15 protein-coding genes are annotated in these 16,533 nt (G+C 62.5%); 6 read left to right on the top strand and 9 right to left on the bottom strand.

Annotation, left to right across the window (positions count from 1 at the left end; translation table 11 throughout):
- Positions 1-2 precede the first annotated feature (2 nt).
- From lpxC to KQ305_RS04525, 4 genes are read right to left on the bottom strand one after another with little or no spacing between them, the layout of a single operon-like run.
- Positions 3-875 carry a UDP-3-O-acyl-N-acetylglucosamine deacetylase gene (gene lpxC / locus KQ305_RS04540; protein ID WP_259724242.1) on the bottom strand — a complete coding sequence of 291 codons (873 nt, stop codon included), beginning with the start codon at positions 873-875 and terminating at the stop codon, positions 3-5.
- Positions 875-3,286: a BamA/TamA family outer membrane protein gene (locus KQ305_RS04535; RefSeq protein ID WP_259724241.1), complete on the bottom strand. Its 2,412-nt coding sequence runs from the start codon at positions 3,284-3,286 to the stop codon at positions 875-877. Before KQ305_RS04535 ends, lpxC begins: the two co-directional genes overlap by 1 nt.
- Positions 3,287-3,329: 43 nt before the next feature.
- Positions 3,330-4,088, bottom strand: a complete 759-nt coding sequence (gene purC / locus KQ305_RS04530; protein WP_259724240.1) for a phosphoribosylaminoimidazolesuccinocarboxamide synthase — start codon at positions 4,086-4,088, stop codon at positions 3,330-3,332.
- Entirely contained in the window at positions 4,085-5,107 is a 1,023-nt protein-coding gene (locus KQ305_RS04525) for a hypothetical protein (protein WP_259724239.1), read from the bottom strand. The genes purC and KQ305_RS04525 overlap by 4 nt, the downstream gene beginning before the upstream one ends.
- A gap of 263 nt (positions 5,108-5,370) precedes the next feature.
- On the opposite strand from KQ305_RS04525, the gene purD reads away from it, so the two are divergent.
- Together purD and KQ305_RS04515 are read left to right on the top strand one after the other, a co-directional pair.
- On the top strand, positions 5,371-6,729 hold the full coding sequence (gene purD / locus KQ305_RS04520; RefSeq protein WP_259724238.1) for a phosphoribosylamine--glycine ligase: 1,359 nt from the start codon (positions 5,371-5,373) through the stop codon (positions 6,727-6,729).
- Positions 6,726-8,801, top strand: a complete 2,076-nt coding sequence (locus KQ305_RS04515) for an ATP-binding protein (RefSeq protein ID WP_259724237.1) — start codon at positions 6,726-6,728, stop codon at positions 8,799-8,801. The genes purD and KQ305_RS04515 overlap by 4 nt, the downstream gene beginning before the upstream one ends.
- 316 nt (positions 8,802-9,117) lie before the next feature.
- Here the strand turns inward: KQ305_RS04515 and KQ305_RS04510 are convergent, their stop codons facing one another.
- Together KQ305_RS04510 and KQ305_RS04505 are read right to left on the bottom strand one after the other, a co-directional pair.
- Positions 9,118-9,405, bottom strand: coding sequence for a transposase (locus KQ305_RS04510; protein ID WP_259724236.1), 288 nt, complete (start codon positions 9,403-9,405; stop codon positions 9,118-9,120).
- The gene (locus KQ305_RS04505) at positions 9,380-9,889 is read right to left on the bottom strand and encodes a transposase (protein WP_259724235.1); all 510 of its coding nucleotides are present in this window, start codon (positions 9,887-9,889) and stop codon (positions 9,380-9,382) included. The genes KQ305_RS04510 and KQ305_RS04505 overlap by 26 nt, the downstream gene beginning before the upstream one ends.
- Before the next feature lie 314 nt (positions 9,890-10,203).
- On the opposite strand from KQ305_RS04505, the gene KQ305_RS04500 reads away from it, so the two are divergent.
- The 3 genes from KQ305_RS04500 (at position 10,204) to KQ305_RS04490 (ending at position 13,054) form a co-directional block, all read left to right on the top strand.
- Positions 10,204-11,040 carry a glycosyltransferase family 2 protein gene (locus KQ305_RS04500; RefSeq protein ID WP_259724234.1) on the top strand — a complete coding sequence of 279 codons (837 nt, stop codon included), beginning with the start codon at positions 10,204-10,206 and terminating at the stop codon, positions 11,038-11,040.
- A 358-nt stretch (positions 11,041-11,398) separates the two neighbouring features.
- Positions 11,399-12,187: a hypothetical protein gene (locus tag KQ305_RS04495; RefSeq protein WP_259724233.1), complete on the top strand. Its 789-nt coding sequence runs from the start codon at positions 11,399-11,401 to the stop codon at positions 12,185-12,187.
- Positions 12,188-12,625: 438 nt separating this feature from the next.
- Entirely contained in the window at positions 12,626-13,054 is a 429-nt protein-coding gene (locus KQ305_RS04490; protein ID WP_259724232.1) for a hypothetical protein, read from the top strand.
- A gap of 63 nt (positions 13,055-13,117) precedes the next feature.
- Here KQ305_RS04490 and kaiC read toward each other — a convergent pair whose 3' ends face one another.
- Genes kaiC through KQ305_RS04475 form a run of 3 tightly spaced genes read right to left on the bottom strand, consistent with a single transcriptional unit; the run spans position 13,118 to position 15,942 of the window.
- The gene (gene kaiC, locus KQ305_RS04485; protein WP_259724283.1) at positions 13,118-14,662 is read right to left on the bottom strand and encodes a circadian clock protein KaiC; all 1,545 of its coding nucleotides are present in this window, start codon (positions 14,660-14,662) and stop codon (positions 13,118-13,120) included.
- 60 nt (positions 14,663-14,722) lie between these two features.
- A complete protein-coding gene (gene kaiB, locus KQ305_RS04480; RefSeq protein ID WP_259724231.1) occupies positions 14,723-15,085 on the bottom strand; it encodes a circadian clock protein KaiB in 363 nt (120 codons plus the stop codon).
- An 8-nt stretch (positions 15,086-15,093) separates the two neighbouring features.
- The gene (locus tag KQ305_RS04475) at positions 15,094-15,942 is read right to left on the bottom strand and encodes a circadian clock protein KaiA (protein ID WP_259724230.1); all 849 of its coding nucleotides are present in this window, start codon (positions 15,940-15,942) and stop codon (positions 15,094-15,096) included.
- 201 nt (positions 15,943-16,143) lie between these two features.
- On the opposite strand from KQ305_RS04475, the gene rplU reads away from it, so the two are divergent.
- On the top strand, positions 16,144-16,491 hold the full coding sequence (rplU, locus tag KQ305_RS04470) for a 50S ribosomal protein L21 (RefSeq protein ID WP_259724282.1): 348 nt from the start codon (positions 16,144-16,146) through the stop codon (positions 16,489-16,491).
- Positions 16,492-16,533 lie beyond the last annotated feature (42 nt).

Raw genomic sequence — 16,533 nt, 5'->3', positions numbered from 1 at the left:
AATCAGTGGATCGGGACGGGCACGGGCAGGCGGGGCGCCTGGGCCGCAAGGGCCGCGGCCATGGCGGTGTGCAGGCCATGGGAACCGCGGTAGGCGAAGACGTGGGCCCGGGGAAGGCCCACCAACGCCAGATCTCCCAGCAGATCCAGCAGCTTATGGCGCACCGGTTCGTCGCTGAAGCGCAGTGGTGGATTGACCCAGCCATCACCGTCGCAGACCAGGGCATTGTCGAGGGCACCGCCGCGGATCAGCCCTGCGGCCAGCAGCTGCTCCACCTGCTCCCGGAAGCCGAAGGTGCGGGCCGGAGCGATCTCCGCCACGAAGCTCTCTGGGGTGAGATCCAGGGCGTAGAGCTGGCGGCCGATGGCCGCCTGGGGAAAGTCGATGGCCGCCGCCAGGCGCAGCCGGTCGCTCGGCAGGGCTACCACGAAACTCTGGCCTTGGTGAAGGGTGAGGGGCAGGGACGGCAGGGGGGGCTCGAGGCGCTCACCCTGGCTGCAGAGCCCCGCCTCGCTGATGGCTTCGACCCAGGGAAGCCCCGAGCCGTCCAGCAGGGGGATCTCCTCCCCCTCCACCAGCAGCTCCGCCTGGCTGACGCCGGTGCCGGCGAGGGCCGCGAGCAGGTGCTCCACCGTCGCCAGGCGACGATCCCCCAGCTGCAGGCAGGTGCAGAGGCGGGTGTCGCTCACCTGCTCGGGGCCGAGTTGCTGCAGGGGGCGTTGCGGGGCGTCCAGCCAGCCCAGCCAGTAGCCAGGACGCTCCGAGGGGCCGAGGCGGACGCGGGAGATGGCGCCGCTGTGCAGCCCGACCCCGGTGCGCTCCACGGAGGAGCGGAGGGTCCAGGCCTGGCGGTAGTCGCTGGGCCAGCTGGTCACTAGAACTTCCAGCCCACGCCGAGGTTGAAGCGCCATTCGCCAGTGAAGTCCTGGCTCGCCACTTCCAGTCGCAGGGGGCCGACCGGGGTGGTGACGATCAGGCCGGTGCCGATCGAGAAGCCGGAGCCAGGCTTGTTGAGCAGACCGCCCAGGTTGCCGGGCACTTTCGTCTGGCTGCCGAAGGTGGTGCCGCCATCGACGAACAGCTCGCCGCTGACGATGCTGAACAGGGGGAATCGGTATTCGATCGTGGCCTCGCCGAAACTGCGGCCCACGCCAAGATCGCAGTCGAAGTAACCCCGCACCGAGTTGCCGCCGCCCAGGCAGAAGGCTTCATAGGGGGGCAGATCGCCGATCACCGTGCCGGCGGACACCTGGAAGGCCAGGGCCTGTTTGCAGTCTTCGGTCTCGCCGGCTTTGGGCCGGCACCCCTTGTAGAACTTCAGCCAGCGGACCGGGATGTAATGGGTGAAGCTGCCCCGCAGTCGGTTGAAGGTGGGCGAGTCGGGACCCACTGAGAAGAACTGTTCGGTGCCGAGGCTGAGGAAGTTGCCCTTGGTGGGGTTGCGGGGATCGTTGAGGGTGCTCATCGTTGCCGCCAACCGCAGGCCCAGCAACTGGTTGCGGGCGGCGCAGTTGTAGGCCAGGCAGATGATCGAGTTGGTGGGAGCGGTGAAGAGTGCGGTGGCCTCGTTCGGGGTGGCCAGACCGAAGCGGCGGGAGGTGCCGGAGAAGTCCATCGGCGTGGCCACCTGGCCGGTCAGACCCAGCAGCACGGTCCAGGGGGCCCGCTTGAAGGGGTTGCCGCCGTTGAGGGGCCGCACGAACTGAACGTTGGCGCCGACGCGCTGGATCAGCACGCTGTTGCCGTCGAACTGGAACCAGCTGAGGTTCTGACCGGTGGTTTCGGCGGCGATGCGGGCCGCCGTCACCGACGGGAAGACATCCCCGAGGGGGTTGATCGGCGAGAAGATGTTGTAGGCGACCTGGGTACCAGGGGCCTGGTAGAAGTCGGAGACGGTGAAGATGTTGCCGTTGTTCTGGCTCTGGAACACCTGGGGGGCGTCCCGGCTGATGAAGGCCTTGAAGCGGAAGGCGGTCCGGAACCGGTCCCCCTTGATCCAGGGGTCGCTGAAGGAGATATCGGCCAGGCCGCCGAACTGCCCGTAGGTGAAGCTGGTGGAGAGGTCCCAGGCGCGGCCGAACAGGTTGCTGTCCTGCACCTGGATCTGGCCGAAGACACCCTGGCTCTGGCTGTAGCCCAGACCACCGGAGAGGGAACCGGTCGACTGCTCGACGACCCCCAGCACAATCACGACCGAGCCGGGATCCTCCGGTTCAGGACGCAGGGTTACCTTGACGTCGCTGAACAGGCCGGTGCCATAGAGCCGTTTGAGGTCGTCCTCGAGGTTGCGGCGGTTGAAGACCTCGCCGGTCTTGATCGAAATCTCCCGGGTGATCACCCACTCCTTGGTCTTGCCCTTGATCGGCTGGCCCTTGTCGTTGGTGGCCGATCCCTCCTTGTTGAGGAACTGCACCTCCACACCCTTGACCGTGCCCTGGCGCACCAGTAACTGGACGTCGCCATCGGGGCCGACCCGGGAGGGGCCGGTGACGCGGGCCAGGGAGAAGCCCTGGTCGGCATACCACTTCTGCAGTTCCTGCATGCGGCCCTGCAGGGTGACCAGGTTGAGGGTCTTGCCGTAGTCACCGGCGAAGGTGTCCTGCAGCACCGTGTCGGGCAGCTTGGCGTCGACGGGATCGAGGCTCACTTTGGTGAGCACTGGGTTGGGCACCACCGAGACCACCAGCCTCACCCCAAGGGGGCCGTCCTGGGGCTGGATCCGGACGTCCGAGAACCAGCCAGTGGCGTAGATGGCCTGCAGATCCGTTTCCAGTTCGCTGCGGGTGATCGCGTTGCCGGGTGTCACCGCCATGACGGCATAGGCAGCCAACTCCAGCCGCTCACGCTCCGGATGATCCGCCAGGCCTTCGATCACCACCTCGCTGATCAGCACCCGGGGCTCGGTTGATGCGGCGGGGGAGGGGGCTGGTCCGAGGGCGGGCTTGCCGGGCCGGTCGTCGCTGGCGGCGGGGGCGCCAGGGGTAGCTGGGGCTGGAGTGGCTGGAGTTGGAGTGGCGGGGGTGGCTGGGCTGGCTCCGGGGGCGGGTGCTGCTGGGGTGCCGGTGGGGGCAGGGGCGACGTCGGCCGGGGCAGCGAAAGGATCGGCGCCAGCCTGAGCCAGCGAGGGCACCGGGGCCTGACCCTCGCGCTTGGTAGGGGGAGTCTCGACCGCCCTGGCCTGGCCGCCTGCCAGCACCAGGGCCACGAGCAGTGGCAAGGAGGCGGTCGCCGCCCGGGGCGTGACGCTTCGAAGGATGTGGGGCCTGCCGAGGCGAACGCCAATCATGGATGTCGTCTGCAGAGCGGCCAGGCCGCAAATTCCGCTGACCTTACCCGTAGACCCGCGGTTCGGGACAGACCCCTTGGACCCGTTTGAGGACCTCCCCGTAGGCCTCGACAACTCCGCCCAGGTCCTGGCGGAAACGGTCCTTGTCCAGAATCCTCGCCTCGACGTCGCTCACCGATCGGTTCCACAGGCGGCAGGTGTCGGGGCTGATCTCGTCAGCCACCACCAATTCGCCCGTGCTGGTGAAGCCCAGTTCGATCTTGAAATCCACCAGGTCGAGCCCCACCTGGGCGAAAAGCGCACGCAGGCCGCCGTTGACGCGGAAGGCCAGGTCCCTGATCGCCTCCAGCTGGTCGGGCGTCACCAGCTGGAGGCGCTCCAGCCGCGCCTCACTCAGCAGGGGATCGCCCAGGGCGTCGTCCTTGTAGTACAGATCGAGCAGGGGCGGATCCAGGGGGGTGCCCGCTGCGATCGGCATCTGGCGGCAGAGGGAACCGGCGGCCACGTTCCGCACCACCACCTCCACCGGCACCACCCTCACCGGCCGCACCAGCATCCAGTGATCCCCCTGCAGGCCCAGGTAGTGGGTGGGCACCCCCAGCCGCTCCAGGTGCTCGAACAGCAAAGCGGAGATGCGGCAGTTGAGGGCCCCCTTGCCGAGCAGCTGGGCCTTCTTGAGGGCATTGAAGGCCGTGGCGTCGTCCTTGTATTCCACGGCCACCAGGTCGTCCTGGTCGGTGGCATAGACCCGCTTCGCCTTGCCTTCGTAGAGGAGGCGGCCGGTGGCAGGAATGAGGGTCATGGGGCGGGCGTCGTGGTCGGGGCCGGTTCCGTCGCCGGCACCGGGAGATCGGCGGCATGGCCGCCAGGGTCGCGGGGGGAACGCAGCTGGATCTCCAGTTGGCGGGCGCGCGGGGCCGAAGCCGGATCCTCGCGCCGCCAGCGCCATTCCCCGTAGGCGTCGTCGATGCGGCCGCTGAGCCGCAGGCGGCGCTCCACGGCCCGCCCGGAGGGCAAGGCGGCCTGGGTGTCCAGCAGCTCCGCCACCAGGCCCCAGGCCCCCGCCGCCGCCGCCTGGTCGAGGGCCGCCTCCAGCAGGGCCTCCCGCTCAGGCGCCGGCAGTTCCACCAGCAACCCCACCGCCTGCTGCAGACGCAGGGCCCCCGCCAGGCCACCCTGGCGGGCCCGCACCAGCAGGTCGCCGCCAACCCGGGGGAAGCCCCGCGATTCGAGATGCAGAGCCAGCAGTTCCAGCGCGGAGCGACTGATCACGGTGCCATCCTCCTGGCGTTGCAGCGGCAGGGCGATGCCATCCAGGGACGTTCCGCTCTCCTGCCGCAGCCGCTCCAGGGCCAGGGCCGCCCGGCGATGGTCCAGCCCCGCCGAGGCAGCGCGCCACTGCAGCTGCAACCACTGGATCCGCTCGGCTCCGGCGGCCGGCCCGAAGCGGTTCAGCACGTCCATGGCCTCGCTGGGCGCCCGGCAGCTCAGCAGCACGTCGGCGTTGGCCAGCACCACCTCCAGGGGCTGGGGGGCCGGATGGAGTGTCAGCAACCGTTGCTGTAATTGCCTCAGGCGCTCACCCAGATCGGCCTCGGCGCTCTGGCGACAGGCCACGTCGAGCTGCTCCAGGTCACCGTCGCGCAGCAGGTCGGCGAACGCCTTGTCGCTGAGGATTGGTGGCGGTTCTTCGGACTCCTGCGGCGGCCCGGAGGCTCCGGTCTCTGCCCCGTCTACGGCAGGACCCCGGGGTTCCTGGTCTGCTGCCACTGACGGCGCAGCGGTCGTGGGGATGGCCGCCGCAGCACCCAGTGGCGTCAACAGCCCCAGGATGGCCAGCGCTCCAAGGGTCCCCGGGAGCGCCCATCGCCACCCCCGTGGCCACCGCTGCCAGCGCCGGGACTGGCCGGTGGTCGGGCCGGATCCGCTGGGCGGGGCGGCAGTCGAGACGGCGGTCGGAGAGAATGGCAAAGGGGAGTGGCAGCAAGGCAGGTGAGGGCAACCGGTGCAGCACCCGTGCCGGCGCTCAACCTAGGGGAGCTCTCCTCCCCGATCCACCCCCGTTCTGCTCCTCTTTTCTGCCCATGGTTTCGTCCACCGCCGCTGATGTTCCCCCGGCTGGGTCGGTGCCGGCCCGGATCCTTGTGGTTGGCGGCGGTGGCCGTGAGAACGCCCTGGGCTGGGCCCTGGCGCGCTGTCCCGGAGTTGAGCAGGTGCTGGTGGCTCCCGGCAACGGTGGCACCGCGTCCCTGGCTGGTTGCGGCCAGCTGGCCATCGCCGAAAACGACCAGGAGGCTCTGGCCGCAGCCTGCCGCGAGCGGGCCATCGACCTGGTGGTGGTGGGGCCGGAAGCGCCCCTGGCGGCCGGTCTGGCGGATCGATTGCGCTCGGAGGGCCTGGCGGTCTTCGGCCCCGGGGCGGATGGCGCCCTGTTGGAAGCCAGCAAGCGCTGGGCCAAGGACCTGATGCGAGAAGCGGGCGTGCCCACGGCGGGGTATTGGCCGGCAACGGATCAGCAGCAGGCCCTGGACGCCCTCGAGCGTCATGGCCGCCCCCTGGTGGTGAAAGCCGATGGGCTGGCTGCCGGCAAAGGCGTAACGGTGGCCGACAGCCTCGAGCAGTGCCGGCAGGCCATCGAGGAGGTGTTCGCCGGTCGTTTCCAGGCCGTCACGCCTGGTGAAGCCGGCGCCGCCCCCTCCCTGGTGCTGGAGGAGCGTCTGCACGGCCCGGAGGTGTCGGTGTTCGCCCTCACCGATGGCCGCACCATGGTGCTGCTGCCCCCGGCCCAGGATCACAAGCGCATCGGCGAAGGCGATACGGGCCCCAACACCGGTGGCATGGGGGCCTACGCCCCCGCCCGGCTACTCGATGGGGCGGGCATGGAGCAGGTGCGCCAGCTGGTGCTGGAGCCGATCCTGGCGGCCCTGCGGGCCCGTGGCATCGACTACCGCGGCGTGATTTTCGCCGGCTTGATGCTCACCGGCGACGGTCCGCGGGTGATCGAGTTCAACTGCCGCTTCGGCGACCCGGAGTGCGAGACCCTGATGCCGCTGCTCGGCCCGGAGCTGGCCAGGGTGTTGCTGGCCTGTGCCACCGGTTGCCTGGAGGGGGCCCCTCCCCTGACGATCGAGCCCCGCTGCAGCGCCTGCGTGATCGCCGCCGCCGAGGGCTACCCCGGCGAGGTTCGTCGCGGTGATCCGATCCACGGCGACCTGCTGGACGACCCGGACCTGCAGCTGTTTCACGCGGGCACTCGCCGGGGCGAGGACGGTCACGTGGTCACCGCCGGAGGGAGGGTGCTGGCCGTGGTGGCCCAGGCTGAGGATTTCGATGCGGCGTTCGAGCGGGCCTACGCCGGCCTGGGACAGGTTGGCTTCGAGGGCATGGTCTACCGCCGCGACATCGGCCACCAGGTGCGGACGCGACCGCCGGTGCGGCCATGACGCTCAGCGAACCAGGGTCCGCCCGCAGCAGCGCCGAGCCGGCCGATTCCCTGACCCTCTGGCGGGCGCGCCTGCGGCGCTGGTGGGCTGAGTTCAGCCTGCAGACGAAACTGCTTGCGGTCGCCACTCTCGTGGTGAGCCTGCTGATGACGGGCATCACCTTCCTGGCACTCAACGGCATCCAGCGGGATGCCCGGATGAGTGACACCCGCTTTGCCCGGGACCTCGGGCTGCTGCTCTCGGCCAACGTCACTCCCCTTGTGGCCGAGGGCAACGACCGCGAACTGGCCTCGGTGGCCGAACGCTTCTGGCAGTCCAGCCGCAGCCTTCGCTACATCTTCTTCGCCGATTCCGACGGGGTGATCTACCTGGGCATCCCCATGGGTGGTAGCACCGGCATGGGCGAGCGCCTGCTCAGCCGCCGCCTGGAGCTGCCTGCCGACATTCAGCGGCGTCCCGACAACCCGCTGATCCGCCAGCACCTCACCCCGGACGGCCAGGTCACCGATGTGTTCGTGCCGATGGTGAGCGACGGCCGCTACCTCGGGGTGGTGGCCCTCGGCATCAACCCCAACGAAACGCTCCTGGCCAGTGCCGCCCTCACCCGGGAGGTGACCGTGGCGGTGTTCATCTCGATCTGGGTGCTGGTGATCCTGGGCTCGGTGTTCAACGCCCTCACCATCACCCAGCCGGTGAAGGAACTTCTGCGCGGGGTGCGCTCGATCGCCGGCGGCAATTTCGAGACCCGCATCGCCCTGCCCGTGGGCGGTGAGTTGGGTGAGCTTCTCAACGGGTTCAACACCATGGCCTCCCAGTTGGAGGTCTACAAGGCCGCCAACATCGAGGAGCTCACCGCTGCCCAGGTGAAGCAGCAGTCGCTGATCGCCACCATGGCCGATGGTGCCGTGCTGCTCGACGCCGAAGGCCTCATCGTGCTGGCCAACCCAACGGCCAGGCGCCTGTTCCGCTGGGAGGGCCGCAACCTGGAGGGCAGCGAGCTGACCGCCGAACTGCCCGACAGGCTGGCCATGGAACTGCACGATCCGCTGGAGAGCCTGATCCTCAGTGAACGGGACAACACGGAGGTGCGCTGCAGCTTCGGCGATCCCCCCCGGACCCTGCGCATCGTGCTCCAGTCGGTGCGGGATGCCAGCGGCGAAAGCCTCAAGGGCATCGCCATGACGATCCAGGACCTGACCCGGGAGGTGGAACTGAATGCGGCCCAGAGCCGCTTCATCAGCAATGTTTCCCACGAGCTGCGCACCCCCTTGTGCAACATCAAGAGCTATGTGGAGACGCTCCACGACATGGGCGACCTGCTCAGCCCCGAGGAGCAGAAGGAATTCCTGAGCATCGCCAACGCCGAGACCGACCGGCTCTCAAGGCTGGTCACCGACGTGCTCGACCTGTCCCGGCTGGAATCCGACCGGGTCTGGCAGCTGGAGCCCATGGACCTCGCCCCGGCCATCGAGCAGACCCTGCGCACCTACCGGCTGAACGCGGAGGAGAAGGGTGTCACTTTGATCTTCTCCGGTGACCAGCACTTGCCCCGGGTCCGCGGCAACTGGGATCTCCTGCTCCAGGTGTTCGACAACCTGGTGGGCAACGGCCTCAAGTTCACCCAGAAAGGTGGTCAGCTGATGATCAGGGCCTATATCTGGCCAGACCAGTGCCTACTCGAACCCAGTAACGGCGACGGAGTCCATCCAAACTGCGCGCTTACCTCCCCACTGCCGAGGCTGCGCATTGAAATCTCCGATACCGGCTGCGGCATCTCAGAGTCCGACCAAGAGCGAATCTTTGAGCGCTTCTACCGGGTGGAGAATGCGGTCCACACCGAGGCGGGGACGGGCCTGGGATTGTCGATCGTCAGGGGGATTGTTGAGAAGCACGGCAGCCGGGCCCAGATGGTCAGCGATCCTGGGGCGGGAACCACCTTTTGGTTCGACCTGCAGCTAGAAAGTTCCGACAGCGACGAACTGCAGCTCCAAGTGGAACGTAGATCCGTAGGATCAGAATCAGTTTACCGGACTGCTGATCTCGGCAGTCTGAACGGTAAGAACCGAAAATGATCGCTCACCTTCCCCTTTGCATGATCACCCATGCTGCCGGCTTACTTGAAGATCCGGGTAAGTGAAAGAAGTTCTGCGGCAAGGTTGGCAATCAGGTGCATGGGATGTATAAGAAAGGGGTACCTCAAAATATTGAAATCTCCCAGGCTGCTTTAGAGGCCACAAGCTCAATCTCGGCACGTGCAGATCCGCCTGATGACTGAAATCCATGACTTCAATGCGGGACGGTTGTATCGCTACCGAATGATCAGGCAGCCAGCACTGTCCTTGAGGAGCAGCACAGGAAGCGCAGGAAATTGTAAGCCAAATTACGCAGTCACCACCAAGCTTTTGTTATGGCCAATCCCTTCCGCCTTGTCAACTTGCCGCGCATGCCGGTTGTGATTGCCCCAAAGACGTGCTCAACCCTTGACCACACACCAGATCGGGCCTTGTTTCGCTCCTTGGCCTCCTCGCTCAAGGGATGGCAGCGTGAACCCTTCTCATGACTTCGGCTCTCAAAACCAGCCACTTCCAGTAGATACTCATACCGCGCGCCTGCGTGGCCGGAATCAGCCCAGGCGAAGTCATCCCTGTTCTCAGGATCCAGCACCTGCGGGATCATCTGGCGGTCGTGAATGTTGGCTGGGGTATGGCGTATCTTCGGATGAAGGCATGTTCGGCGTCAATTCAGATGCTGCTCTTGTATCCGTAGTGGCTGATGCCATTCTCTTTGACCCAGCAAGCATCAAGGTCCTTCTGCCGCAGGCGTTCTGGCTTGTCGGCCCATCCTTCTGGCAGCTGACCACACTTGATGGTTTCGTTTTCAGACCGTGAGTTTCACTGTTTGGGAACAGGGACCAGCGTGGCATTGATGATCTGCCCACCACGGGCCTCCAGCCCCTGGGATCGCAGGTCTCAAACCGTTCAAAAAGCTCATCGATGACACCCGACTTGTGGAGCCGCTCGCGGAAGAAAGCAATGGTAGTGGCATCGGGAATGATGTTCATCACTCCCAGTCCGAAAAACTCCTCAAATGAGCGTCTGTCGTTGACCTGAAATTCCAGCTCCTCATCGCTGAGGTTGAACAGCTGCTGCAGCACCAGCATCTTGAAGAGGATGAGGGGATCAATTCGCTTCCACCAGCATTGCTCTTACGTTTATGGATGTAACCCTGCTTGAGCAGTGGCCTGAAGACACCCCAGGGAATGGTCTCGGATAGAGTCGCTAACGTGGGCTTCTTCTGCTGAAGCCTGTGGATGCGCTTGTCCTCATCCCAGAATCCACGCTGTCCCATTCAGCTATGTTGAACTGCAAGGAGTCTATTGCGTAATACACATGCCGTCAGTGAGTGTTACGGAATTTTTGAGGTGCCCTTGTGTAAATGCCAGGTAGGGTATAATGAAAATATTACCGTGACTCAATGTCCAATATTGCCCTTGTAACGCGCAACAAGGAAGAGCCCTTCCTTCATGAATTCTGCAGGTATTATCTCAGTCAAGGTGTCGATCAAATTTACGTATTGGATGATAATTCCACCGAAGAATATCGCCAGTCACTATTCCATCATGCCAAAATTGAGTACAGGCTGTTGGATGACCCTGAGAAGAATATTGACGAGGAGGTGGACAGGCTGTATAAACGTATCAGGAGATGCTACGATTGGGTCATTTATGTTGACGTCGACGAGTATATCACTACCAAGAGAAATAGTCATTTAACAATCAAGGATGAGCTGGAGACAACTTTCAAAGATGTCGCGTGCATCAAAGTACCATGGGTAATGATGTCTTCAAATTCTCGGAAGAAGAATCCTGAGTCTTTGCTGCAGGATAATATTTATCGTTGGAATCATGATGTCACCCACGTCAATAGTCGTTCAAGCCAGAGAAAGTTCAGATGCCGCTACGAAGAAATAGAAGTGAAGTGCATTTTCAGGCCAAAGTTTTTTCGACGTATGTATTACCATCATCCAGTTCCTAGTCGAATTGCCGTACTGAGAGGAGGGATAAAGGTTGTGGATGGCGTGAATAAAAATATCGATCGCATTTCTGCCTACTACAATTGCCTGCGAGAGGACGACATCCGCAACGGGTATTTGCTTTGCTATCACTACAGAATTGTATCAATTGAAAATTGTCTCAACAAGTTGCAGAATAATAAGTTTTATAGGAAATTTGACTTGGATGATCTCATGTCTACCGATTATAGCGAAATTAAGGATGAAACGATGAGGCGAAAGTCAATCTTGACTCTTTGATGATGGAGAAAGGCTGATCATCGTGAACTCTCGGGTATGGAGGTCTGTTCGGAGATGGCTTCCATTGAATAATGGATCAGGTCATCATGTTCGGACCCTCTGCTCCGGCGATGCATGTCTAGCTGGACCATTGAGAGCATGTTGCAAAATCTTGCGATAATCAGTATGCCGGCTTATCTGAAGCAGCGTCTCGATCTCACCAAGGGTCCTAATTTTCCCATATCATTGAGATCTTTGTCCTTGGCTCACAGCCTTGATAATGTGGGAGGGTTCGATACCTTGCACTGGATGGGTTGCTGACAGAGGCACTCCCCGCCTCTCCTACAATTGATGGCATCTTCCGGCTTCCTCCTTTGCGATGCATCTCTTCATTCATATCGGAACCCACAAGACCGGGACGACATCCCTTCAGGCCTTTCTCTATGAGCATTCTGCCGAAATGGTTGCCGCGGGAATCTACGTTCCGGTTTCAGGCACGGTGAATGAGGCGAGTGGCAAAACTGCTGTTCATCATAATCTGGCCTTCGAGCTTATGGGCGACAGTCGCTACGATCAGGCGCGTGGAGGGTTGAATGAGATGGTTGCAGAGCTGCGCGATAGCAATACTCACGCAGCCATTATAAGCAGCGAAGAACTTTCCTATCTCGTGGAGAATCCTGAGGGTCTCCACCTTCTTGAGCACACCCTATACGAAGAGAGGCATTCGATCAGCTGGTTGATGTTTTGTCGCCGGGTGGATGACTACTCCGAATCTCTCTACGGCCTCCTGATGGGTTGCGGTATTCGCCCATCCCTTGGATACGCCGGATTCGTTCTCAAAATTCTTCTCAATGGAAAGTACACCCAGAATAGGAAGTTTTGTCGCACCGTCCACTACTTTGACTTCGCCGACTTCGCGTGCCGCTGGCGAAGCTTGTCTTCTTCCCCCCTCCACCTGCTTGATTACGACCGGGCAGCCTCAGGTTCTGGTGTTCTGCCCAGTTTCCTCAGGGCCATCGGTGCCCCCAGCTCCCTGATTGACGCTTCTGGCGAAGCTCCTCGTCGGAATCCCCGCCGGGAGAAGGTGTTGTGTCGCTACCGACGGCTCCTTCGCCCTCTGCTGATGGCCCGCTTTCATCGCTCCAACCTGCAAATGCTCAACGGCTGAAGCGCCTGGAGCCGGACCCAGCTTCGCTGGCTTTTTTCCAGAGCGCGGGGGCGGCCAGCTGGCGATTGGTTTTTCCGGTATGGTTCACACTATTTATCGATAGCAGTAGTCCAATGCATCTATTCATGCATATTGGAGACAACAAGACTGGCACGACATCTATCCGGGCTTTTCTCAGGCAGCGGGCAGCCGAACTTGGATCGGCAGGAATCTACGTTCCTGCTAAGGGCACCTAGTCAGCAGATTCTGACCATCACAACCTGGCTTTCCAGCTCATGGGAGACAAGCGATGGAATCAGAACAATGGTGGATTGGAGGCGCTGGTGATTGAGTTGCGCGGCTGTCGACTTCCCCAGGCGGTGATCAGCAGTGAGGATTTCAGCTTGTTGGCCGGCCGTCCGGAAAGCTTGAAACGGCTGGAATCAACTCTTCGAGAAGATGGACACACTGTGCTGGCTGATGTTCCTGCGTCGTGTTGACGACTATTTGGAGTCGCTGTACTGCGAGCTGAAGCGTTCTGGGCATCGATTTCGCTTTGGTTATCCAGGCTTCGTTTTTGGGTTTCTGCTCCGCGGCAGATATCTTTCAAAGTTCAGCGATTACAACGCCTTCGCCTGGGAGTGGCGACGCCTTTCTGTTTCCCCGCTGCATCTTTACGACATCGACCAGGCTGTGAGCGGTGACGGGGTGCTGCCCCGATTTCTGGCGGCGATCGGTGCTCCAGCCTCCATCATCGAAGGCAGCACCACCCAGCCGGTCCTGAACCGTCGCCGCGAACTGACCACACGCCACTTTCGGCGCCTCTTGCGTCCCCTGCTCATGGCCAGGTTCCATCGGTACAACCAGCGGGTGCTCAGCAGCGGATGATCGGCGCCACGCCTTGAGCGCTATCACCGCAGGACCCAAGGCTTGTTGTTCCGCTCTCCCTTTTCAGATTTCCCCTTCCACGCTGCGCATGATGCGACCGAGGTCGGCCCGCTCATCGGTGGTGATGCGATGGGGAACACCGCTGATGATGCGCTCGAAATTGGCGAAGGAATCCTTGATCTCCGGTCCGTTGCCCGTGATCACGAACTCCCGGATGCCTTTGTCGTGCCAGGAACCACGCATCTTGAACACGTTCAGGGCCCGGGCCATTTCGCCGCGTATCTCCACATACTGCAGCAGCAGAATGGTGTCGGTGATGGTGGAGATGTGGGAATCAGTGATTGAGTGGCTGCCCATGAACTCCTCAGAGGTGTTGGTGAAGAAGCCCGCGATCTCCTCCTGCTTGGCATAGCCCGTCACCCCGATCACGAACTGCCGGAAGGCATTGTGGCTCACGCCCCTGGCAAGGGCGGAGAGGGAATCGATGGCCATGCGGGACGGCTTGAACTGGCTGATCTCCGTCTTGATGATCTGCAGGTGATCCTCCAGGCCGGTGGACTCTGGATAGGCGCAGATGATCTTGAGCAGACCGTCCTGCTCCATCTGCTCAAAATCCATGCCCCAGCTGGTGGCGTTGCGTAGCAGCTGGGCGCGGGATTCCTCATAGGCGAACAGGATGGCCCGCTCCTTGCTGCGGCAGGCATCCTCCACGAACTTGCTGACCAGCAGGGTCTTGCCGGTGCCGGTGGCGCCGGTCGCCAGGATGATCGAATCCTTGAAGAATCCCCCCCCGCACATCTCGTCCAGCCGGGGGACCCCGGAGCTCAGACGCACGTTGGAGGAACGCTGGGTGAGGCGCATCGCCCCCAGCGGAAACACACTGATGCCGTGGCTGCCCATGGTGAAGGGGAACTCCCCCTTCATGTGGGTGGTGCCTCGGAGCTTGAGTACTTCCACCGTGCGGCGGCGCCGCTCCCCCTCCAGCACGTTGCGCAGGATCACCACGTTGTCGGAGACGAACTCTTCGACGCCGTAACGGGCGATGGCTCCGTATTCATCGACGCGTTCGGTGGTCATCACCGTGGTCACCCCGATCTCCTTCAGCCGGGCAATCAGCCGGAAGATCTCTCTGCGTACGACGGAGATGGCGTCGTATTGCTGAAAGACGGCGGTGATGGAATCGATCGCCACGCGCTTGGCTTTGTATTTCCGGATCGCGTAGTGGATGCGCTCAATCAGGCCGGAGAGGTCGAAACTTCCGGACACCTCCTGGCCATCGGGGTCCGGGGAGGCGTCCAGGACAAACAGCTTGTTCTGCTCCACCATTTCCTGCATGTTCCAGCCGAAGCTGGAGGCATTGCGAATGATGTCGAGGGGAGATTCTTCGAAGGTGACGAAAATGCCATGTTCGTTGAACTGGCGAATGCCATTGCAGAGAAAATTCAACGAAAAGACCGTTTTCCCGGTTCCTGAGGTGCCGCTGATCAAGGTCGATCGGCCGATCGGTAGACCACCGTGGCAGATGTCATCGAAGCCTTCGATCCCCGTGGGTAGCTTCTGCATCTGCATCCGATTGGCTGTCGTGTCGTGGACGTTGGGATCCGGCATCGAAGGCATGGAGGGGGATGGGGCTGGTGTTGTTGCGGGGATGGCCTGGCCAGGACGGCCTCAGGAGGATTCGTGGGGGGAGACTTCACCGCCAGCCTCCAGATCGTCGATGTCCAGATTGAAGTCCTCCTCCGAGAGTTCTTCGTAAAGGAGATCAAGGCCGATCAGCACCCGATCCCGATCGGAAAGATCGCCGATGATTCGTCGCACCGGTGGGGGAAGAATCTTTGCCAGGGTGGGCGTGGCCAGAATCTTGTCCTCTTCGGCCAGTTGCGGATTCTTCAGGACGTCGATCACCTTCAGGGCGTAGACCCCGCGGAACTCAGACTCGAGGATGTCGCGGAGTGTCTTCAGAGCCCGCATGGAATTGGGCGTGTTGCCGGCCACGTAGAGCTTGAGGATGTAAGTCTTACGAAAAGTCATGGAAGTGGCTAGGCGGAGGGGCTGGACGCTTCGGGTATGGGGGCAGGCACGATCGGCACATCCGCAGGAATGGAGCGCCGATACATTTCACAAAGGTGGGCCATGACGTCGAGAAGGGCAAGACGGTAGTCCTGCAGGAAGTCGTTCTTCTGACCTTTCAGCATGAGCTGTTTCCAGAATTCTTCGATCAGATTCACGTGGATCTCGACCATTTTGGTGATCGGCAGATCGGCGAAAAAGGCTGTGTTCACGAAGCTTTCAATCGCCTGGTTGGCCGTGGCCGGATTTTTGAAGTAGCTGATCAGCAGATCGCGGTAGCTGCGCTTCAAGGAGTCAAGCAGTTCGCTGCGCTCCTCGGCTTCCAGGTTGCGCAGAAAGCGGGAGGGATCCCGCTTGTAATAAATGCTCAGATACCCGAGGCGACCGTTGAGCCGGTTCGACAGTTTCCAGCCTTCGGGGGTGGCCGCCTGGGCCTCGGAGCTGGCTGGTGGGGTGTGGGTGCGCAGGAACCGGGAGACGGCGGCATCGAGGCTGTAGCTCAGCTGTTCCAGTTGGTCAGGGGGCAGGCGAACTTCGGCCCCATGGAACAGCACCTCGCCGCTCACAGGCCCGATCAGCACCGCCGGCAGTTCAAGCCCCCTCTCGTGAAGCGTCGCGAAGAAGCTCCCCTCCAGGGCACCCTCCTCAAGCAGGAGTCCGTCGACGTCACCACAGCGCTGCACCAACGGCTCGGGAGGCTCGGTGGAAGGGTCCACCTGAAACAGTTGGTAGCGTCCGCCCTTGAGCCACTGGCCGCAGGCCTTGGCCAGGGCAGGTGTCTTGATGAGGGAAAGGATGTTGAGAACCGGTTGGGGCATCGACCGCTGCGGCGGGGAGATCCCCTGATCGGGCTGATTCTTGACGGAAGGTAGGCCCGGACGGGAAGATCTTAGTTCTGTCTTTCGATTCCGTGCGCCAGGCTCAATGGCGGCTTCCTGCTGCCAGCCTGGCCACGCCCCCTTCAGATGACCCAAGCCCCCCAGCACGATCTCCCCAGCGCAGCAGCGACTGGCGTCGAGATGAGTGATACCACCGGCGCCTACGCCATCGTCGAGGCTTCCGGTCAGCAGTTCTGGCTCCAGACCGACCGCTATGTCGATCTCGATCGGCTCAGTGCCGATGTCGACAGCACCGTCACCCTGGAGAACGTGCTGCTGGTGAAGGACGCTTCCGGCACCACCCTTGGCCAGCCCTACGTGGAAGGTGCCACGGTGGAGCTCAAAGTGATGGCCCATCGCCGCGGCCAGAAGATCATCGTTTACAAGATGCGCCCTAAGAAGAAGACCCGTCGCAAGAACGGCCACCGCCAGGAGCTCACCCGCGTGATGGTCCAGTCGATCAAGGTGGGCGGCAAGGCGATCGCCTGATCGGGCTCCCCAGCGTCCAGCTCTCTTCCTATCTCCTTCCAC

This window comes from Synechococcus sp. CS-1332 (assembly GCF_025127995.1).
GTDB lineage: Bacteria > Cyanobacteriota > Cyanobacteriia > PCC-6307 > Cyanobiaceae > Cyanobium.
The sequence above is the reverse complement of the archived record's forward strand: the minus strand, read 5'-3'. Positions and strand labels throughout refer to the sequence as shown.